At 58.6% G+C, this 19,695-nt stretch carries 23 protein-coding genes and 1 tRNA gene; 10 read left to right on the top strand and 14 right to left on the bottom strand.

From position 1 onward, the window contains the following. Positions 1–96: 96 nt before the first annotated feature. Both OOF89_RS08655 and OOF89_RS08650 read right to left on the bottom strand, forming a co-directional pair. Positions 97–960: a 2-oxoacid:ferredoxin oxidoreductase subunit beta gene (locus tag OOF89_RS08655; RefSeq protein ID WP_266075208.1), complete on the bottom strand. Its 864-nt coding sequence runs from the start codon at positions 958–960 to the stop codon at positions 97–99. Next, a complete protein-coding gene (locus OOF89_RS08650; protein WP_266075206.1) occupies positions 957–2,714 on the bottom strand; it encodes a 2-oxoacid:acceptor oxidoreductase subunit alpha in 1,758 nt (585 codons plus the stop codon). Before OOF89_RS08650 ends, OOF89_RS08655 begins: the two co-directional genes overlap by 4 nt. Before the next feature lie 91 nt (positions 2,715–2,805). Between OOF89_RS08650 and OOF89_RS08645 the strand changes: the two genes are divergently transcribed. From OOF89_RS08645 to OOF89_RS08635, 3 genes are read left to right on the top strand one after another with little or no spacing between them, the layout of a single operon-like run. Then, positions 2,806–3,441: an FAD-dependent oxidoreductase gene (locus OOF89_RS08645; RefSeq protein ID WP_266075204.1), complete on the top strand. Its 636-nt coding sequence runs from the start codon at positions 2,806–2,808 to the stop codon at positions 3,439–3,441. A gap of 50 nt (positions 3,442–3,491) precedes the next feature. Continuing rightward, positions 3,492–4,358: a DUF7093 family protein gene (locus tag OOF89_RS08640; RefSeq protein WP_266075202.1), complete on the top strand. Its 867-nt coding sequence runs from the start codon at positions 3,492–3,494 to the stop codon at positions 4,356–4,358. 50 nt (positions 4,359–4,408) lie between these two features. Continuing rightward, complete coding sequence (locus OOF89_RS08635; protein ID WP_266075200.1) at positions 4,409–4,801, top strand: DUF5611 family protein; 393 nt, start codon at positions 4,409–4,411, stop codon at positions 4,799–4,801. Here the strand turns inward: OOF89_RS08635 and OOF89_RS08630 are convergent. Next, complete coding sequence (locus tag OOF89_RS08630) at positions 4,798–5,157, bottom strand: cell division protein SepF (RefSeq protein ID WP_266075198.1); 360 nt, start codon at positions 5,155–5,157, stop codon at positions 4,798–4,800. The two genes, OOF89_RS08635 and OOF89_RS08630, sit on opposite strands and share 4 nt — an antisense overlap. A 277-nt stretch (positions 5,158–5,434) precedes the next feature. On the opposite strand from OOF89_RS08630, the gene OOF89_RS08625 reads away from it, so the two are divergent. From OOF89_RS08625 to OOF89_RS08605, 5 genes are all read left to right on the top strand, one after another. After that, complete coding sequence (locus tag OOF89_RS08625; protein ID WP_266075196.1) at positions 5,435–5,884, top strand: hypothetical protein; 450 nt, start codon at positions 5,435–5,437, stop codon at positions 5,882–5,884. Between the two features lie 115 nt (positions 5,885–5,999). Continuing rightward, a complete protein-coding gene (locus OOF89_RS08620) occupies positions 6,000–6,479 on the top strand; it encodes an RNA-binding protein (RefSeq protein WP_266079721.1) in 480 nt (159 codons plus the stop codon). A 37-nt stretch (positions 6,480–6,516) separates the two neighbouring features. After that, positions 6,517–6,819 (top strand): DUF7562 family protein, encoded by a 303-nt coding sequence (locus OOF89_RS08615; protein ID WP_266075194.1) that lies wholly within the window; start codon positions 6,517–6,519, stop codon positions 6,817–6,819. Between the two features lie 42 nt (positions 6,820–6,861). Further along, positions 6,862–8,145, top strand: a complete 1,284-nt coding sequence (locus tag OOF89_RS08610; RefSeq protein ID WP_266075192.1) for a ribonuclease catalytic domain-containing protein — start codon at positions 6,862–6,864, stop codon at positions 8,143–8,145. Between the two features lie 18 nt (positions 8,146–8,163). Further along, complete coding sequence (locus OOF89_RS08605; protein WP_407661601.1) at positions 8,164–8,772, top strand: uracil-DNA glycosylase; 609 nt, start codon at positions 8,164–8,166, stop codon at positions 8,770–8,772. Here OOF89_RS08605 and OOF89_RS08600 read toward each other — a convergent pair whose 3' ends face one another. Together OOF89_RS08600 and OOF89_RS08595 are read right to left on the bottom strand one after the other, a co-directional pair. Then, entirely contained in the window at positions 8,773–9,078 is a 306-nt protein-coding gene (locus tag OOF89_RS08600; RefSeq protein WP_266075188.1) for a HalOD1 output domain-containing protein, read from the bottom strand. It lies immediately after the preceding gene. 109 nt (positions 9,079–9,187) lie between these two features. Next, positions 9,188–9,664 (bottom strand): Lrp/AsnC family transcriptional regulator, encoded by a 477-nt coding sequence (locus OOF89_RS08595; protein ID WP_266075186.1) that lies wholly within the window; start codon positions 9,662–9,664, stop codon positions 9,188–9,190. 452 nt (positions 9,665–10,116) lie between these two features. Here OOF89_RS08595 and OOF89_RS08590 point away from each other — a divergent pair, with 452 nt between their 5' ends. After that, on the top strand, positions 10,117–10,551 hold the full coding sequence (locus OOF89_RS08590; RefSeq protein ID WP_266075184.1) for an acetamidase/formamidase family protein: 435 nt from the start codon (positions 10,117–10,119) through the stop codon (positions 10,549–10,551). A 97-nt stretch (positions 10,552–10,648) separates the two neighbouring features. Here the strand turns inward: OOF89_RS08590 and OOF89_RS08585 are convergent. The 7 genes from OOF89_RS08585 to OOF89_RS08555 all read right to left on the bottom strand — a co-directional run bounded on the left by OOF89_RS08585 (position 10,649) and on the right by OOF89_RS08555 (position 17,405). Then, a tRNA-Ala gene (locus tag OOF89_RS08585) sits at positions 10,649–10,720 on the bottom strand. Positions 10,721–10,725: 5 nt separating this feature from the next. Beyond that, positions 10,726–11,340, bottom strand: a complete 615-nt coding sequence (locus OOF89_RS08580) for a rhomboid family intramembrane serine protease (protein WP_266075182.1) — start codon at positions 11,338–11,340, stop codon at positions 10,726–10,728. Between the two features lie 87 nt (positions 11,341–11,427). Further along, on the bottom strand, positions 11,428–11,736 hold the full coding sequence (gene rpsJ / locus OOF89_RS08575; RefSeq protein WP_007979652.1) for a 30S ribosomal protein S10: 309 nt from the start codon (positions 11,734–11,736) through the stop codon (positions 11,428–11,430). 3 nt (positions 11,737–11,739) lie between these two features. Further along, on the bottom strand, positions 11,740–13,005 hold the full coding sequence (gene tuf / locus OOF89_RS08570) for a translation elongation factor EF-1 subunit alpha (protein WP_266075177.1): 1,266 nt from the start codon (positions 13,003–13,005) through the stop codon (positions 11,740–11,742). A 154-nt stretch (positions 13,006–13,159) separates the two neighbouring features. Continuing rightward, positions 13,160–14,110 (bottom strand): homoserine dehydrogenase, encoded by a 951-nt coding sequence (locus OOF89_RS08565; protein ID WP_266075175.1) that lies wholly within the window; start codon positions 14,108–14,110, stop codon positions 13,160–13,162. After that, positions 14,107–14,643, bottom strand: a complete 537-nt coding sequence (locus tag OOF89_RS08560; RefSeq protein WP_266075173.1) for an amino acid-binding protein — start codon at positions 14,641–14,643, stop codon at positions 14,107–14,109. Before OOF89_RS08560 ends, OOF89_RS08565 begins: the two co-directional genes overlap by 4 nt. A 575-nt stretch (positions 14,644–15,218) precedes the next feature. Beyond that, entirely contained in the window at positions 15,219–17,405 is a 2,187-nt protein-coding gene (locus OOF89_RS08555) for an elongation factor EF-2 (RefSeq protein ID WP_266075171.1), read from the bottom strand. A gap of 140 nt (positions 17,406–17,545) precedes the next feature. On the opposite strand from OOF89_RS08555, the gene OOF89_RS08550 reads away from it, so the two are divergent. After that, positions 17,546–18,301, top strand: coding sequence for a DUF5781 family protein (locus OOF89_RS08550; RefSeq protein ID WP_266075169.1), 756 nt, complete (start codon positions 17,546–17,548; stop codon positions 18,299–18,301). A 229-nt stretch (positions 18,302–18,530) separates the two neighbouring features. Here OOF89_RS08550 and OOF89_RS08545 read toward each other — a convergent pair whose 3' ends face one another. Both OOF89_RS08545 and OOF89_RS08540 read right to left on the bottom strand, forming a co-directional pair. Beyond that, positions 18,531–19,148, bottom strand: coding sequence for a 30S ribosomal protein S7 (locus OOF89_RS08545; protein WP_266075167.1), 618 nt, complete (start codon positions 19,146–19,148; stop codon positions 18,531–18,533). 3 nt (positions 19,149–19,151) lie between these two features. After that, the gene (locus OOF89_RS08540; RefSeq protein WP_134669528.1) at positions 19,152–19,580 is read right to left on the bottom strand and encodes a 30S ribosomal protein S12; all 429 of its coding nucleotides are present in this window, start codon (positions 19,578–19,580) and stop codon (positions 19,152–19,154) included. Positions 19,581–19,695: the final 115 nt, after the last annotated feature.

The following is a 19,695-nucleotide window of genomic DNA, read 5'->3' as shown; positions in this document are numbered from 1 at the left end:
TTCGTCGTCGGAAACGCGACGGAACTGTTTCGCAAACCACGAGGGTGACGATGCGTCGGGACGAAAAAAGCGAAATCGAACGTCAGGTTCCGCCGGTCAGTAGAACTCGCGCACGAGGTCCATTGCGTCCTCGGGTGCGCCGTCCGGAATCTCGGACATGTTGCCCTCGATGCCGTGCAGTTCGCTGTACGGAACGCTGTTCTCGTCCTGATAGATGACGCCCTGGTACTCCTTGTCGGCGTCGAGGATCTTCTCTTTGGCCGCGTCGTAGTTCGACGAGTCGTGGTCCTCGTCGGCGAGGTCCACGATCGCATCGCGGAAGTAGTCGTAGGTGTCCACGTCGTTGAACGTGACACACGGCGAGAAGACGTTCACGAAGCCGAAACCGTCGTGCTCGATGGCCTTCTGAACGATTTCCGCGTGGCGACGCGCGTCGGTCGAGAACGACTGTGCGATGAACGTTGCACCTGCCGAGAGCGCGAGGGCGAGCGGGTTGACCGGCGGCTGTTTCGGTCCTTCCGGCGTCGTGCTCGTCTCGAAGTCCTCGCGGCTGGTCGGCGAGGCTTGCCCCTTCGTCAGGCCGTAAATACGGTTGTCCATGACCACGTAGGACATGTCCACGTTGCGGCGAACCGCGTGGATGAAGTGTCCAGCACCGATGGAGTAACCATCACCGTCGCCACCCGCGACCATCACTTCGAGGTCCGGGTTGGCGAGTTTGACGCCCGTTCCAACGGGAAGCGCACGTCCGTGAACGCCGTGAATGGCGTAGGAGTGCATGAACGTCCCGATCTTACCGGAACAGCCGATACCGGCGACCACGAACGTGTTGTCCGGGTCGTTACCGGTTTCGGCGAGTGCCTTCATCATCCCGTTCATCGTCCCGAAGTCCCCACAACCGGGGCACCACGTGGGTTGCTTGTCCGACTTGAAGTCAGTGAATCGAACGTCCGAGCTCATGCTTCTACCTCCTGTCCGAGTTTTGCTTTGATTTCGTCAGCCAGTTCGTCCGCCTTGAACCGGATTCCGTTGTATTTGTTGATTCGATCGACGCGGGTGAGCGTGTCGTGTTCGATGACGTTCGCGAACTGTCCCGTCTCGTTACACTCGACCACGATGACCTTGTCCGCTGCTTCGATGTCCTCGGTCAGGTCGGGACGTGGGAAGATGTACGGAACCGAGAGGAATCGAACGCTCACGTCGTCCTCTTCGAGGAAGTCGAGCGCTTCGCGCATCGGCCCTTCGTTCGACCCCCACGAGATGACGAGCGTGTCCGAGTCCGAGTCGCCGAACTCGCGTGGACTCCAGTCTTCTTCCTCCTGTGCCGTCTCTACCTTACGGTTTCGCTTGTCTACCTGCTCGACACGCGTGTCGGTGTCCTCCGTACGACGACCGAGCGAGTTGTGTTCGAGACCGGTGGACATGTGCGCGCCGCCGGTCGTGCCGGGGAGTGCGCGCGGGCTGATACCGTCCGCGGTCGGGAAGTGCGGTTGGAAACGGTCCTGTTCGTCCGTCCATGCGTCGATGTCGTTTTCGTCCACGATCTTGCCGCGGTCGATTTCGACTTCGTCCATGTCGAACTCCTCAGGGGAGAACGTCTGTTCCGTCACCGCCATCGCGAGGTCGGCCAGCAGGAAGACCGGCGTCTGGTACTTCTCGGCGAAGTTGAACGCTTCGACGGTCTTCTGGAAACATTCCGAAACGGTCGTCGGCGCGACGACGAACCGTGGAATCTCACCGTGTCCACCGTACAGCGTCATGTTCAGGTCGCCCTGCTCCTGTTTGGTCGGCATCCCGGTCGATGGACCGGATCGCATCACGTCCACGATGACGAGCGGCGTTTCGCTCTGTGCGACGAGGCCGAACGTCTCGGTCATCAGGTCGATACCCGGACCGGACGTGGCCGTCATCGACCGTGCACCCGCGCGTGCCGCGCCGAGCGCCATGTTGATGGCGGACAGTTCGTCCTCTGCCTGCACCACGGTCCCACCGAAGTGCTGGATACGGCCCATCAGATACTCCATCACGTTGGTCGCAGGGGTGATGGGGTAACCGGAGTAGAACCGGCATCCGGCGGCGATTGCGCCCATACCGATCGCTTCGTCCCCGTTGAGGAGGACGTAGTCGTTGTCCGTCGTCTCGATATCGTAGGCGAAGTCGTGGTCGTACTCCTCCTGGACGTTCTCCTGTCCGAGACGGGCGGCTTCCTTGTTGTTCTCGACGATGGCCTCACCCTTGGCACCGAACTTCTTGTCCAGTGCGCTGTCGAGATTCTCGATCGGGAACTGTGCCACTTCGCAGGCCGCACCGAGAGCGACGGTGTTCTGCATGATGGCACCGCCAGCATCTTCGGCGAGGCGTTTGAGTGGCACGGACAGCCCGATCATCTCGCCGGGGATATCCACGTCTTCCATTTCGGTGCGCTCCCCGTCGTAGATGATGACGCTGTCCTCGTGCAGTTCGTCGAGGTTCTCGTCTATCGTCCGCTGGGTGAGCGCCACGAGGATGTCCAATCGGTCCACGACGCTCTCGACTTGGTCCGTAGACGACCGGATTTTGTACGCGGTGTACCCTCCTCGGATGCGGGAGGCGAAGTCCTTCGACGTGAAGACGTGTCGTCCCGCGCGGGAGAGAGCCTGCGCAAAGATTTTCCCGGTCGAATCGATTCCATCGCCGGCTTCGCCGCCGATGGCCCAGTTCAGGTCTTGCATCACTGCTACGCTACCCGGTGGCAAATCAAAAGCCTTCTGAAGAAGACCCAGCGGGAAGGGAAAGAATTTGGCCGTAAGCGTCAAACGATAATACATGGATGGCACCGAAATCACGGTGCGGTCGGTACAAACTGTCGGCAAAAACACGATTGCTCTCGAACTGAAGTCGCCACCGGGGTTCGACGCGCAACCGGGACAGTTCGTGCAGGTTCGCGGTGAGGTCGACGGCGACGAGGTCACGCGCCACTATACGCTTTCATCACCCGACACCGACGAAACGTTCGAAATCACGGTCGGTATCGACCCCGATGGGGATTTGAGTCCATGGCTCGCCGAACTGGATTCGGGTGAGACGGTCGAAATCGCGGGACCGTATGGACGATCGTACTATGAAGGCGAACCCAGCGTCGTCGTGCTCGCCGGAGGTCCGGGTGTCGGCCCCGCTGTCGGCATCGCGGAACGTGCGATTGCCGACGGCGGTTCCGCCATCGTCGTCTATCAGGACGACGAGCCGGCACACGAAGACCGTCTTCGGGAACTCGAAACCACGGGAGCGACGGTGCTCATAACTGACGACGCGCTGAGAGACGAGGACGTAAAGGACGTCCTCTCGACAGCAGAGGGTCAAGTGTTCGTCTACGGGTTTGACGATTTTATCGAGGACGCAAACGAAGCGTTGCAGGCAGCGGGGCACGATCCGGCCGATACGAAAAGCGAGAATTTCGGCTGAATCGGGGAAAGCACCACCCTTTTATTACGCCGTGAAAATAACCCACACCAATGGGTCTCAGGTGTTCGCTGCTGGGGCACGATTACGGCGAGTCCGAAATCGAGCGCGAGCGAGAAGAACAAGGCAACGAAGTGGTAGTAACGGTCCGAGAGTTTCAAGAATGTAATCGGTGTGGCGATCAGCAGGTCGTCAGCGAGAACAAGGAGGTGACGGCAATCGAGGAACCGGAACCGACACCGGAACCGATAGCGAGTCGAGAACGGTCCAATTCGGAACCGGCCTCGGATCCGGAACACACCGGCGCGGGAGCAGTGGTCGAACCGGTGGGCACACCATCGTCCGCCGGTGTAGAATCGACACCGGAACCCGTCAGCTTCAACGACGACGACTTCGAACCGCCACGGAGTGCGGAAGAAGACGACGGAGTCATTCTCGACGACGACGATGACGACGACAACGACGAAGAAACGGGTCGTAGCCACGGCGAGTGGCCGGATCCGGAAGACACGAACGTCGATACTGCAGGGAATGGAGCGACGAACTGGCCCGACACGGGAATGGAAGACGAAGGCTTCAGCGCCGAACCTGGAGACAGTGGTCGCACCGAGGTGAACTTCGGCGGCGGACTGACGCCCGAAAGCGCGCCAAAAGCGGACGACGGAGCGGAAGTCGTGGAGGCCGAACCGCGTGAGGAGACCGGCTTCGTCAGAACCACGCGACCCGATCCGCAGACGGAAACGGGATTCACTCGTGCGCGCGAGGCCCCGAAACCGGATCAAGCCTCGGACTCGGATCCCGATGCTGACCTCATCTGTCCCGAATGTGGGGAGTTCGGGGGAGCAGCGACTGGGTCGTCGCTCCGTGCAGGGGACATCTGCCCCGAGTGTCGGCGGGGATATCTAAGTGAACAAGAGTAAACGTGACGCGAAAAGAGTAAACATCCACCCACCCAATCAGGGAGCAACCCATGAAAGAATACAAAATGCGACGCGGTGAGCACCTCGAAGACCGAATGCCCGACCTGAAAGCGAGTATCGAAGACTACTTCGGACCGGTCACGGGAACCGACGAGTTCAACGGGCACGAACTCTACGTGGTCGAAGAACCCGACAACCCGGTGTTCGAGCGTATCATCGCAGGCGCGGCATCGTACAGTGGCAAGAAAGACAAACTGGCGGTCGACTTCCAGGAACGCCCTGCCGAGGACGTCATCGCGGAGGGGAACGCAGACGCCGCCGCCGACGCAGTCAGCAAGAAAAACGAGTTCCTCCTCGAAGCAACCGGGCGAGACGCCAAAGCACGTCGCGACTCGCTGAAGCGCACTGTCGAAGACAAAGCAGATACGCCGGATAACGTCTAATTACGCCCGAGTTTTGTCCGACTGATACTGACGCCCGTTGGCGTCACGATAAGTTGGTCGTCACCTTTCTGGACGATATCGCCGTTGACCTCACGAGCGACCTGCTGGAGTTCGTCCGTAATTCGCTCGACAGTGGTATCACCGGTTCGGAGGCGGGTGATATCGGCGATAACGATGTCACCGTCGTAGACCGCATCCTTGATCGAAATGACGTCCTGTTGGTCCCCAATCTCAGCGATATGAACGCTGACGCGTGTTTCGTCGGGTGCGGCTTCGAAATCATCCAAATCGAGTTCGATGTAATCCCCAGTGCTTCCTGACGGACCTTCACCGAGAATCTTATCCATGAATCCCATAGCATGATGGGGCAAGCGAACGAGTATAGTTCTTACGTCAGACGCCGTGAGCGGCGTGTCCGACGATGGACGGATCATCACCGCCGAAAACCGACTGTCGTACAGGTAGAATGGATATTGTGGAAGTTACGACCGTATTTCGGGTGTGGAAGTCTTTTTTCCAGTATTCTATGAGTAGTGTCCTAACGAAGGGGCATAAAAAAGGAGCCGACACAGTTTTAGCTCAATCTATTTTTATAGAAAATTATATATTATATGAGAAAATAGTATTCGTAGTATGGCAGAGAAAAACAACCGTACGTCACGACGAGACATACTCAAACTCTCCGGAACGGCACTCGCGGCGATGAGTGGAGTTTCACTGATGGGAAGCGCAAACGCGGACGTTCCGTGCTACGACTGTGACGGTAGCGGCGGTGGCAGCGGTGGCGGTGGTGGTGGCACTGGAAGCCCACCGGCGGCACCGAGAACGGGACACTACACCGTCAACAACGGCGAAGTGGAGTTAGACGGGTGGACGAACGAAGACGGTGGCGATGCGTGGTTCGAATGGGGGGAAGTCGGAGATGGATTCCCGCACGACACCGAACTCCGCCGGGTCGATGCCTACGAAACCTTCACTGGACATCCAGTGGGGGAACAGAGCGGTGTTACGTACGAATACCGTGCCGTTCTCACCAATGCCTACGGAAAGACGGAAGCGCCCGCACGACAGTTCAGCTTCTGAACGCGAAATCGACGGTCATTTCTTTTGTAACTGTTCGGGAAACGGTCCACAACACCATCTAGGTTCGTCGAGACAAACGGGTGGGTTTATGGCTGAAAGCGACGCACCTGCGGGTATGCAGGTCAAATCTCGTCATCACCTTCGAAGCGACGAGGTCCGAGAAATAGAGGAAGCGCTCGCAAATACGGTCGGCGTCGAACTCGATGCGGACGCCTACGAACTCGTGGAACTGGAAGGGACGGAGTTCGACCTCGTCCTCGTCGACGGTAACCCCACCGTCGTCTACGTCGGCGATGAACCGTTCCTGACGGTACAGGGTGCAAACGACTATCCGCCGACGAGCCAAATCGTCACGGTAGATGCTGGCGCCGTGTCGTTCGTCAGCGACGGCGCGGACGTGATGCGCCCCGGAATCGTCGAAGCGGACGACGACATTGAACCGGGCGATCTCGTCGCTATCGTCGAAGAAACCCATGGCAAAGTGCTCGCCATCGGACGTGCCAAAACGGCAGGTGACGATATGGTCGGGGACTCCGGAAAGGTCGTCGAGTCGGTTCATTACGTCGGCGACGATCTCTTCGAGTTCACTATCTGACAAAAAGGCGAAGTGGGAGCGCGACGAAGAATATCGTATGTGGGGTTCCCGGCGGAACCGGGAGAAAAAGTCAGTCGTCTGTATTGCCTGTGGCGATGCCGTCCTCCGTAATGCGGCTCGCGAATACGACAAGGAGGGGAATCGCTGGGACCGAAGCGGAAAATCGTTCGAGCACCTCTGTAAGGCGTGCCACGGTGAACTCTGTCATCAACCGCGAGACGAACTGGAAGCACTCCTCATCGAAATCGATGCTGGCACTGTCGAACAGATGGAGTTTTTCACTCGATACGAAACCGCTATTCGAAACCGCTACGGGCCATTGGAAGAGCGAGACGGCTGACCAGTCGATACGACTAACTTCCCGACTCCCTTAGAAGCGGCCATGACGAGCGACGCGCAGGCTGAGGCAGGAACTGCCGAGGGACAGGGGCCGGTCGAAATTTCGCCGGAACTCGCCGAGCGACTCGATACGAGGCGAAAGGAACTGTTCGAGAAGTTCGAGATCCGAGACGAGTTCCCAAAGGCCGTGATGACCGAGGCAGAGAAACGAACCGAGGGAATTCAGCAGGAGATTCAGGACGAAGTCGAAGAGCGCAAAGACCTGCGTGACATGACGACGTGGACGACCGACCCGATCGACGCACAGGACTTCGACGACGCGATCTCCGTCGAAGAGCGCGAGGACGAGTACGTTCTCTGGGTCCACATCGCCGACGTGACGCACTACGTCAATCCGGAGACGAACATGTGGGAGGAAGCAGTCAAACGGGGGAACACGGTCTATCTACCGTCCTATACGATACACATGCTTCCGCCGATGCTGGCGGAGACGGTCTGTTCTTTGGTGCCCAACGAGGACCGTCTCGCACACACCGTCGAGATGCACCTCGATAAGGAGAACCTCTCCTACGAAACCATCGAGATTTACAAATCCGTCATCCGGAGCGACGAGCGGTTGACCTACGCACAAGCGGAGGATCGAATCGACGACGAGGACGCGCCGCTCCACGAGGAATGTAAACTGTCGTTCGAGCTCGCAGACCAGATGCACGAGCAGCGAAAGGAAGACGGGAGTCTCGTCCTCAACCCGCGACGAGACCGCGCACACACACTCATCGAGGAATCGATGCTGAAAGCCAACAAAGCGGTCACGCACGAGCTGATGTGGGGCCGTGGCGTGGAGGCGATGTACCGCGTTCACCCACAACCAACGCCTGACGAGTGGAGCAAAGCGCTCCAGGAGATTCAGAACTTGGACGGGGTCTCGATTCCGGGAAGCACGTGGGACGATCCACGAAAGGCGGTCAACGCCACGCTCGAAGAAGCACCGGCTCGACAGCTCGACAAGATTCAGTGGGCAGTGATGAAAGTAATGCCACGTGCACGATACATGAGTGACCCGTTCGGCGGTCACCACGCACTGAACTTCGAGATCTACGGGCACTTCACCAGTCCGATTCGCCGCCTCTCCGACCTCATCAATCACTGGATCGTCTACACGAACGACGTGCCGGAAGACCTTGTCGCACTGTGTGATCGAGCCAGCGACAAGCAGGCCGACGCAGAAGCCTGTGAGCGGGAGTACAAACAGTATCTGGAAGAGGTCGGACTGAACCCGAACGCGGTCAACAACCGCGGTATCCAAGTCGTCGAAGAAGACGACTGAGTGTTCGAACAGATGTCCATGTTCCCCGACTCGCGCAACGTCCGCTCGCCGAACTGTTCACGTTGTCCCCAACTCGTTTCGTGTCGAAATCGCATCTCGTGGGGGACCGGGCCGCTCGATGCGGACGTGATGGTCATCGGGGAAGCACCCGGCTACGGAAACCCCAATGCAGAGCGGTGGCAGGGTGGTAACTGGACGGGAATGGCGTATACGACGCGTCACTCGGGACGGAAGGTCCGCTCGCTGTTTTCGGACCTCGGGTACGACGCCTACTTTACGAACGCAGTGAAATGCTTCCCCGAGGGGGACGATGGTTCGAACCGCGAACCACATCACGACGAACTCGAGAACTGTTTCGCTCACCTGAAAGCGGAGATGCAACAGGTGGATCCCGCAGTTGTCGTGCCAACGGGCAAGCACGCCACGAAAATCCTGTTCGAGTTCGAATCCATCGCGGTCGACAGCTTCCTCGACCGTGTGCTGTCACCCGTCGAATGCGATCGTCTCGGTGTGACGGCGTTACCACTGCTACACCCGTCTTACGACAACATCTGGCTCAGTCGACTAGGATACGATCGAACGGAGTACGTCAGCGCCATCGATGATCTACTCGCATTGCACAGCTGATTACTCGTCAGCGGGAGTGTGTTCGGACGCCCCCGAAGCGGTGCTCTGATCGTCGTTTACGTGGATCCAACCATCACTTTCGTAGGTGATTCGATAGCCACGATACGTGAAGACAGCACTACCACCGCGTCGAAACGTACCATCAACTCGCGGTTGGAAGAGCGAGTCCAGTGCGTCTGGATCGACAGCGTCGTACAGTTGCGGCCGAATTTCGTCCGGTGACGAACCTTCGTATTCCGCAATCGCGGTGATGACGGCGGTGCTCGGACGTTCACCGTCCTCCAATCGGTATGAAGTTCGCTCCATTCCGGTAGTAGTAGGAACGATTCGTCAGCAGATAAGTATGACGGATGAATCTGTTCGAATCGGATTTGAAGCACAAAATCCTGCCACTTTCGAAGATATTTGCCAACTATTACTTGTTGACTTCGTCCTGGCCGAAATGATCGAACGGTTGAACATGCTCGCTTTTCACGAGTACTTCCTCCACCACGTCCAACCCGAGTTCGTCGAGCGACTTTCCGATCTCGGTCACGCCGTCTCGGCTCGGTGCAACTGCCTCGACGTGAACGTTTTCGACGCCAGCCATGATCTCCTTTACGTTGATCACGCCATCCGCTTCGAGGGCTCGTTCCGCGAGTTCATCCCGGACCGGTATCGGCGCGGTACAGATGAAGAGGACACGAAGCGGGAACTCCGCGTTGTGGTAGTCGATTTGCGGATGATATCCCTTGATGATGTCCTCCTCTTCGAGTCGTTGTAGCCGATTGCCGACTGTGCTGGCTGAGACGCCGACTGCGTTACCCATCTCCGTCGTGGTCGTGTTACGCGCGTCCTCCTGTAACAGGTGCAGGATTCCGCGGTCAACGTTATCGAGTGGTTCGTCGCTCATTGTTGGTGATTACTGAAATCGTCATTCTCTGTTTGTGGTTCTTGAAAAAGTCGGCATGCGTTCGAGATGACAAACTTTCGTGGGAGGCATGGCCGAAACACGGCGAGAGGCCAGCTCGCCACCAGAGCCTCCGGCACCGTCGAACACTTGCCGGGTCCGTCACACCCGGGCTCCGGGCGTATTTCATACGTAGACCGCTACCCCCTTCATTATATCCCGGATAAGACTCGGAAGCTGTAGAAGAACTGAATGAAACGATAGGAAAAACCATGATAACCACACTGGAGATATCAGCGTTTTCAAGGGCTGTAATGAGGGAATTACCCGTGAAACGGTTGTCGTGAAGGCGAGTAGAAAGCAACCATACTCGTTACCCGCTCGCCCACGCATGTTCGGATTGATTACGATGCGCGTTGACCGGTTCCCCCGTCCGGGGACGACCGGCTTGTCACGTGAGAGCGGGCAGTACCGTCTTTCTGAATTCGTTTCACGAAGGAGGGCTGCTCTTTCTCGGCGACGTCCATGGGTCACAGGGGGACTCGAAACTGACGATGATCGCGAATGAAACCTCGGCCGAGGTGACGCTCAGCGTCGAAATCGTAGCGAAGGACAGGGTTCCCAGTGTGCTTCGCATCGAAACGCCAGACAAACTCGTGCAGGTCGATGCGATGAACGACGCTGGTACCCTCCAAAACACGCTAGAGAACTGCTTTATCGGGATGATGAAGTGGCTCATCGAGGATTACGAGTTCAGCCAACGGGAAGCGTATCTCCACCTGTCGATCAATCCCGGTGTCGAGTGTCACGTCTATCAGTTCATCCCTGAGCTCGGGTTCGTTACCTGTGGCGTGGAGTTTCCGGTTTCGAGCCTCGAACCGACCACATGAAATCTCGATGGAAGTGAACTCGCCGGGACTGAGAATGCGGGATGTTCGCGAAGGTCTGCAAGTTCACTGATCCTGAAATGAAGTGAAACGAAAGAAATGGACTCGCCGGGATTTGAACCCGGGGCCTCTTCCTTGCGAAGGAAGCGATCTGCCACTGATCTACGAGCCCTCGAACTATTGTACCGCTCGGTCGTTACTTGTAGCTTGTGTTTCGGTGCGGAGGATGTGAAGCCGTCCCGCAACCAACCCGACTGCGAACCCGGTGAAATGAGCGATCAAGGCGACACCGGGGGTGGCAGTCGTCAGGGTGGCGAGAAACGCGAGAGCAAGCATTGCCACGATCTGTGCTCTGCGCGAAAGACGGAGTTTACCGAGCACCGCGTCGGCCATCGGGTTACCGGCGAGCAGGTACCCGAACAGGCCGAACACCGCGCCGCTTGCGCCAAGGACGGGATGCGCAGGACCCACGAGGCCGTCTACCCATACCTGCGAAACGCCCGCGAGGATACCGACCGCGAGAAAATAGGCGTGAAATCGGAACGTCGTCGTCACACGCTCGATCAGCAACCCCGCGAACAAGAGAGCGATCGCGTTGGACACGAGATGCGGTAGATTGGCATGTGCGTAGACGCTGAGCGGAAGGGCCCACGGCCGAAGCGCCACCGGCGGCGCCAGCGTGAACAGGCTCGCCGCCAACGGCAGACTGACGAGTCGGATCACCGACTGGAGGGCGAACACGACACAGAAAACGACGAGCGTCTGCACCGTCGGGGAGCGCGCGAGTCGCATACCGTACAGTGGTCACTCGAACTACAAAAACGAATCCCCGGCGCTACCGCTGGGCAGTGTGAGAAATGAAGAAGTTTGGGTCGAGGATTAGTCCTCGAGGACGATTTCGATGCTAACGTCGTTTGGAACCTGGATGCGCATCAACTGTCGCAGCGCGCGTTCATCGGCGTCGAGGTCGATGAGACGCTTGTGGACGCGCATTTCCCAGTGTTCCCATGTCGCGGTTCCCTCTCCGTCAGGGGACTTGCGGGTGGGGATCTCCAGCGTCTTCGTCGGGAGTGGAATCGGACCGCTCAGGGAGACGCCGGTTTTCTCGGCAATCTCACGGACATCGTCGCAGATGTCGTCGAGGTCCGAGGGGTTGGCTCCTGCGAGTCGGACTCGTGCCTGTTGCATCGTTTATTTCTCGTTGACTTCGAGGACTTGACCGGCCGCAACGGTCTGGCCCATGTCACGGATGGCGAAGGAACCGAGTTCTGGAATTTCGCCAGCTGGCTCGATGCTGAGTGGCTTTTGTGGTCGAACCGTGACCTTTGCCGCATCGCCGGATTTGATGAAGTCCGGGTTCTCCTCAGCGACTTCACCGGTGGATGGGTTGATCTTCGCATCGATGGACTCGATGGTACATGCGACCTGTGCCGTGTGGGCGTGGAAGACCGGCGTGTAACCTGCCGTGATGACGCTCGGGTGCTGCATCACGACGATACGGGCCGTGAACGTGTCGGCCACCTTCGGTGGGTTGTCGGCGGGACCACACACGTCACCGCGACGGATGTCGTCCTTACCGATACCGCGCACGTTGAAACCGACGTTGTCGCCGGGTTCTGCCTTTGGCACCTCTTCGTGGTGCATCTCGACGGTCTTGACTTCGCCGCCGACGTCGCTCGGCTGGAACGAAACGTTGTCGCCCGTGTTGAGCGTCCCCGTTTCGATACGTCCGACAGGCACCGTACCGATGCCGGAAATCGTGTAGACGTCCTGAATCGGCAGACGGAGGTCTGCGTCCGTTGGTGGCTCCGGTGCCTCGAGGTTGTTGAGCGCCTCGAGCAGCGTCGGGCCGTCGTACCAGGCCGTGTTGTCCGACTGCTCGGAGACGTTGTCACCCTCGAACGCCGAGGTCGGGACGAACGTCGCGTCGTCGGACTTGAAGTTGACCTGCTTCAGGAGCTTCGAAACTTCGTCCTTGACTTCCTTGTACTTGCCCTCATCGTAGTCAACGACGTCCATCTTGTTGACGGCGATGATGAGTTCGTTGATACCCAGCGTCTTCGAGAGGAAGACGTGCTCCTGGGTCTGGGGCGCGACACCGTCGTCAGCGGCGACGACGAGCACTGCGTTGTCCGCCTGCGATGCGCCCGTGATCATGTTCTTCACGAAGTCGCGGTGGCCCGGACAGTCGACGATAGTGAAGTAGTATTCGTCGGTGTCGAATTCCTGGTGGGCGATGTCGATCGTGACACCACGTTCTCGCTCCTCCGCGAGGTTGTCCATCACGTAGGCGAACTCGAAGCCGCCTTTACCCTTCTCTTCCGCTTCTTCGCGGTGCTGTTCGATTACGTGCTCCGGGACGCTCCCTGTCTCGAAGAGGAGTCGCCCGACCATCGTACTCTTACCGTGGTCGACGTGGCCGATGACGGCCAAGTTCTGGTGTGGTTTGTCACTCATTGGTATCTCACGCGCAGATGCGCTCTGGAGGAATTATTTGGCAGAAGCGGTTAAAACCATTTCGATACGTCGTGCGGGGCATCTGGCCGCCGTCTGGCGGTTAGTGAGAACAATTGACACAGAGAACGTATGAAAGGAATCAGACCATTCGGATTTATTCTTCCCGCTCGAGCGTCGTTACATCCGACAACACTGCGGAAGCAGTCTCAGGTCCTCCCGCCCCTCGACCACTGATATTGAGCTGCCCCGCGTGCTTTGTCTCGAACTGAACGATGTTGCGCGTGCCGGACACCGCCAACGTTCCGTGTTCAGGGACGAGACGCGGGCCGACGCGAACGCCATCGCGCGCGACTTCGCCCACGAGTCGAATCGTCCAGCCGTCTTCACTGGCCAGTTCGAGCGCACTCCCCGGCAAATCACGGATACCGGCGACCACCGCGTCGTCGATGGAGTAGTTACCGTCGAAGAGCACGTTCGCCAGGATAACGCATTTCAGTGCCGCATCGGTGCCGTCGACGTCGAACGAGGGGTCAGCCTCCGCCACACCCAGGTCTTGTGCTTCCGCGAGCACGTGTTCGTAGCTCAACCCCTCGGCGGCCATTCGTGAAAGGACGAAGTTCGCGGTTCCGTTCAATACGCCGCGGACAGCTGTGACGTTCGTTGCGCCGACATCAGAAATCGTTGAGAGAACTGGAATAGCGCCGCCGACCGTCGCTTCGAACAGCACGCGACCCTCGCTCCGCGCTTCCAGTGCCTGTAGTTCCTCGTATCGCTCGGCGACCGGCCCTTTGTTCGCCAGTACGACATGATGGTCGGATTCGAGTGCGGCGCGCGCATGGCCGAATCCCGGTTGTGCGTCGCCAAGGGTGGTCGGGGTCGCTTCCACCAGCACGTCGTACTCGCTGTCGAAAACCGCATCATGGGAAAACGTTCCAATCGTTTCATCGTCGGTTTTTCGCGCCAAGACGGCATCTACGTCGATACCATCTTCATCGACGATAGCACTGCTGGAATCCGCGAGTGCCGTTACGGTGTGCCCGTACTCACCTGCGAGTTCCACGACCGACCGGCCGACTGCGCCCGCACCGAGCACCGCGAGTCTCATGCGATACCCTCCCCCTCGGTCAGGGGTGCAATGACCCGCAATTCCTTTTCCTCAGCGACGGCCGTTACCGTGTCGAGAACGTCGGCCGTCTCGGTAGCGTCGGTGGCGAGTCGAAGCCGTGCGCTCGAAACGTCACTGGTTCCTTCCGGAGCCGAGAGCGAGATATCGACTACGGACGTGTTCGACTCGCTGGTAATCCGAGAGAGGGTGTCGGAAACGTCCGTATCGATGATGTGACCGGTGAGAACGACGGTTATCTCTTCGTCGTATCGCTCCGCGCCTGCACGGATGACGTTCACGCTCGCTTCTCGCAGTGCGGAAACGATGGTGTCGAACCGGTCAGGAGGGCATTCTAAGTCCACTTCGACCGGAATGTGGCCACGCGGTGTGAGCGATCCGCGTTCGTGGAACACACTGAGTAAGTTACCGCCATATTCGGCAATCGGTTCGAGGGCATGAAGCAGTTCACCCGGTTCGTCGGCGAGTTCCAACCGAACCGTGTATGCCTGCACGTGCCCGTCGTGGTCAGCCATGATAGCAGGATTGGGGCGTGGGGGGCAATAAACCTTCACACGGTCACAAAATTCTCCAATACGGGGACTGCAACGGGATGAAACGGACCCAAAACGGTTTGCAACCAGAATTAGTCATCACCTATGCTACTCGTTAACGAGCTCGTAGTAATATCCCTTGGGACTGAACGAGAAACTGGTGATAGACGATGCGATTCACGGATGCAGTTGGCGCAAACAGTGACAGTATAGCAAAGGACCACGTCTGTGCGTTTTGCCAGACGGCCTTCGACAGCCGTAACCAAATCTGCCCGGTGTGCGACGCGGAAATCGTGCACCGAGGAGAGCGGTAATATAGTACAACCACCGGCGAGCTTCGACTCAATTTTGCACGGTTATACTCGGTAAATAAAGGAAGATATCGATCGGTGTTGATCATCCAACTGCTCCGCTCTGTATTCGAACACCTGCTGGATGCAGTGGGACGACGCCACCGTTCGTCGGAGGGGCCTCCGTAGTACGCACACGACCGCGAAAGTCGGCACTCCCGGTAGCAGAACTGATGAAAAATACGCCGGTAAAACGGTGGCTATCGGTTAGAAGTAATCGATAGCCTGGGGCAGTTCCTGCTTCATACCTTTGCGTTCTCGGATTTCCATGATGGTCTCGGGTTGGAGGTTGTCCGCCATGACACGGAACCCGGCGTTCTCCGTGTTCCACGACGCACGACCTTCCGTCGCACTGCGGATGTCCGAGGAGAACCCGATCATCTCGTCGACGGGCGCGATCCCTTCGACGACCATCAGGTCCCCTTCTTGGTACATGTCGTCCACGCGGCCACGGCGGCCCTGAATCTCGCCGGACGCAGCACCCATGTGCTCGTTCGGCACGTCGATGCGCACGTTCTGGATCGGTTCGAGGAGCTTCACGTGACCGTGAATGAGTGCGTTGTGCACTGCTTGGCGGACCGCCGGGATGACCTGTGCCGGACCACGGTGGATGGTGTCCTCGTGGAGACGCGCGTCGTTGAGTTTGATGAGCGTCCCTTCGACGGGTTCGCCAGCGAGCGGACCGTCGTCAAGCGCCTCCGAGAGGCCCTCGATGACGAGTTCCATCGTCTCGTTCAGGTGCTGGATACCTTTCGTGTTGTCGATGAGAATGTTCGTTCCGTGGATGTGTTCCACGTTCTGGCTGGTATCCTTGTCCATGCCGGCTTCTTGGAGCACTTCACGGCGTTCCTGCTCGGGCATGTCCATCGAGATGTCACCGAGTTTCAGCTTCCCAACGATTTCGTCCGACAGCGGTTCGACCGTGAGGTAGAACCGGTTGTGGCGGTTCGGGGAGATACCTTCGACTTCGGTGGTTGCACCCTGGACCTTCTCGCGGAAGACGACGATAGGCTCACCAGTCGTCACCGGAATACCCTGGTTGCGCTCGATACGCTGGGTGATGACTTCGAGGTGGAGTTCACCCTGTCCGCTGATGAGGTGTTCCCCCGTGTCCTCGTTGATGTCGATTTGGATGGTCGGATCCTCTTTGGAGACCTGTCGAAGCGTCTCGATGAGTTTCGGCAGGTCGTCCATGTTCTTTGCCTCGACGGATTTCGTGATGACGGGTTCGCTGATGTGTTCGATGGACTCGAACGGCGTCATCTCCACGCTCGACACCGTCGAACCGGCGATAGCGTCTTTCAGACCGGTGACGGCGGCGATGTTTCCGGCGGGAACGCGCTCGACTTCCTCGCGTTCGCCACCCATGTAGATACCGACGCTCTGCACGCGGTTCGTTCCGACGGTTCCCGAGATGTAGAGGTCTTGTCCTTTCTCCAGTGTCCCGGAGAAGACACGACCGGCGGAGATTTCGCCAGCGTGCGGGTCGATACCGATGTCGGTGACCATCAGGACGACTTCGCCGTCCGGGTCCACGAGCCGCATCTGTTCGGCAAGTTCCGAATCATCGTCACCACGCCAGACACGCGGGATACGACGGGGTTGAGCCTCGATGGGGTCCGGGAAGTGTTCACAGACCATGTCGAGGATGACGTCCGACAGCGGCGTCTTCTCGTGCAGCTCTTGGCGGTTGTCGTTGCGTTCGAGCTCCATGATGTCCCCGAAGTCCATTCCCGTCGCTTGCATCGACGGCATGGAGACACCCCACTTGTAGAGTGCCGACCCGAACCCGACGGTTCCGTCTTCGACGGAGACGGTCCAATCGTCCACGTCGTCCATGTCATCGGTCATGCCGCGAATCAGCTCGTTTACGTCGTCGATGACGTTGAGCAGGCGGCGTTGCATCTCCTCGGGACCCTCTTGGAGTTCCGAGATGAGTCGATCCACCTTGTTGATGAACAGGGTCGGCTTAACGCCCTCGCGGAGTGCCTGTCGGACGACGGTCTCCGTCTGTGGCATCGCGCCCTCGACGGCGTCCACGACGACGAGCGCACCGTCGACGGCACGCATCGCACGAGTGACGTCGCCACCGAAATCGACGTGACCAGGTGTGTCGATGAGATTGATGAGGTGGTCTTTACCTTCGTACTCGTGAGTCATCGAGACGTTGGCCGCGTCGATGGTGATACCGCGTTCCTGTTCGTCCTCCTCCGTGTCCATCATCAACTGGGTGGCTTCGCCTTGGTCGGCGATCATGCCCGCACCAGCGAGAAGGTTATCCGTAAGCGTCGTTTTACCGTGGTCGACGTGGGCGGCAATCGCAATGTTCCGGATCTGCTCCGGTTTGTCCATAAGCCGCTCGCACTGTTCGACGATCTTCTTTCGTCTGCCCATATTGGGTATTCCTACCTGTACGAGGTTGAAAAGCGTAGTGTTTTGCCGCCCGGATATCACCCCGAAATGGCGCATTACCCTGCCAAACAGTCACATACGGCACAAGAGTAATACCCGTTCAAGCCGTGTCAACGACATGCATGGATGTTCGAGTACACGGTTCTACACCCCCGACCCCATTTCTCAGCGCCTCCAGCCTCTTCGAAACCGAACACGACCTCGAGAGACCGGTTCACGTCCGTGTTCGCGACGACCCTGACGAGCGAACGTGGACCTCCCATCCCGGAGAGTACCACATCCTCAACATCTCGCGACAGGCCGCGACCAGTGCGATGGCCCGCGAACTCGCACTCCACGAGTATTCGCACATGGCCCGCAACGAACAGTCGCATCCATCGCATACGCAATCGACCGCGGAAGTACTTTTCCTCGCCTTCGCCGGGCGGTCGGTCGAGCGTCGAAAGCTCACCCACTGTTATCAGATTGCGAACCACATGAAGGACATATACGCCGACGACATCACCCTCCGGGTCGGCCCGAGCGAAAAACTCGTCGCGTTTCTCGAATCGGAACTAGCCGCCGCGATTGCGGACCGCCCGACACACTCCCGTGGCAGGCGAATGACCGCCACCACCGACCCGGAGATGACGGCGGTGAACGCCGCGTTCGCCCTCGCCTTGGTCGAACGCCACGACCTGGTCGCCCGTGACCACCAACTCTACGACCTCGCCCGCACCGCCTCCCGCGACGCCCCGACCGTAGACGTACAAGGGTTCAAATATCGGTTCCTCTCGCTCGCGGACGACCCCGACGAGAGCGAGTACCGAAAGGCGCTCGTCGATGCCGCACGGGAGTACGTCCTTGGCGGCGGCGATGGCGGGCAGGCCGCGGACTGAAGAAGGATTTTCGAAGAAGCCAGTCATCGACACAAATCACGATGGCGCGACGAGTACGGCGCGGTAGCGAGGCGTATTTGGAGTCGACACCAGCGAGCGATAGCTCTGTAACCGTTTGAGTAACCGGCTGTCGGTTTTGCACCGCTAAGGGAGTGACCCGTATCCAAGCGCCGTCGCTGTAAAGAGCGAAAACAAGGGAAAACCGGATCCAAGAAGAGAGAGAAGAAACTTAGCGTGCCGCAGCGGCGACGCGCTCTTTCTCTTCTTTCTGGTTGATAGCGTAGGTCTGGACGTCGTAGTCCGCGGCACCGATGAGCTGTTGTGCCAGCGCTTCCTCGGCGTCCGTCGGGGTCTTGAACGAGGACCCGTGAGTGCCTTCCGCGATGAACTTGAGCGACTGGTCAACACGGCGCTGAGGTGCGACGTCGACCGCTTTCGGGACGGAGATGCCACCGTATTTCAGGCGAACGGTCTCCTCACGTGGAGCGGCGTTCTCGACCGCTTGAACGAGCACCTGCACCGGGTTCTCCTCGGTGCGCTCGTGGATGATGTCGAACGCGGAGCGGACGATCTTCATCGTCTGCTGTTTCTTGCCCGTGTTCTCCTCCGTCTGCATGAGACGGTTGATGAGTCGTTCGACGATGCTGACCTCGCTCTTCTGGAACTGCTTTCCAGCGTGACGACCCATCGTATGAGCGACGGGCGTGACGGAGATGTAGCGCTCCGTGCTCGGGTCGGAGAATTCGATGTTCGTCACGTCCCACGTGCCGAACAGTTCCGCGGCGGCACCTTCGTCTTCCGTACCAACGTGTGCGTCGGGTTCCGGTTGTTCTTCGTCTGCACTCATGATTTATCGCACCGGTTTCTCCGCGTTTCCGCGAACCAGTTCTTCCAGGCTCACGCCGTTGACTTTCTCTACCTTGTAGTTGACGCCGGAAAGGTCACCCATTGCGCGACCTTTCGCACCGCCGATACCCGCGATGGTAACCTCGTCGTGTTCGTCGATGAACGAGATCGCACCGTCGCCGGGACAGAACGCCGTCACCTGCTTACCGTTCTTGATAAGCTGGACACGGACACATTTTCGAATCGCGGAGTTGGGCTGTTTCGCTTCGATGCCCACCTTCTCCAGCACGATACCTCGGCCTTGCGGCGCGCCTTCGAGAGGATCGGATTTCTCACCGAGACCACGCTCTCGTCGGGCGTAATCGGAGTCAGACCACCGGTGGTTCTGGCGGTCTTTCTTCAGCTTCCGAGCCGCGTACTTACCGTTCGCCATATGACGTGGACTATCCGATGGAGCTACTTAAGCGTCCCCTTTTACGAACGGCGAAACGCCTGCAGGTCGCTCGAAAGGGGTCGATAAAGGGATTTGAGCGCGTTTCATCGATTCT

It is taken from the genome of Haladaptatus caseinilyticus (genome assembly GCF_026248685.1).
GTDB lineage: Archaea > Halobacteriota > Halobacteria > Halobacteriales > Haladaptataceae > Haladaptatus > Haladaptatus caseinilyticus.
The sequence above is the reverse complement of the archived record's forward strand: the minus strand, read 5'-3'. Positions and strand labels throughout refer to the sequence as shown.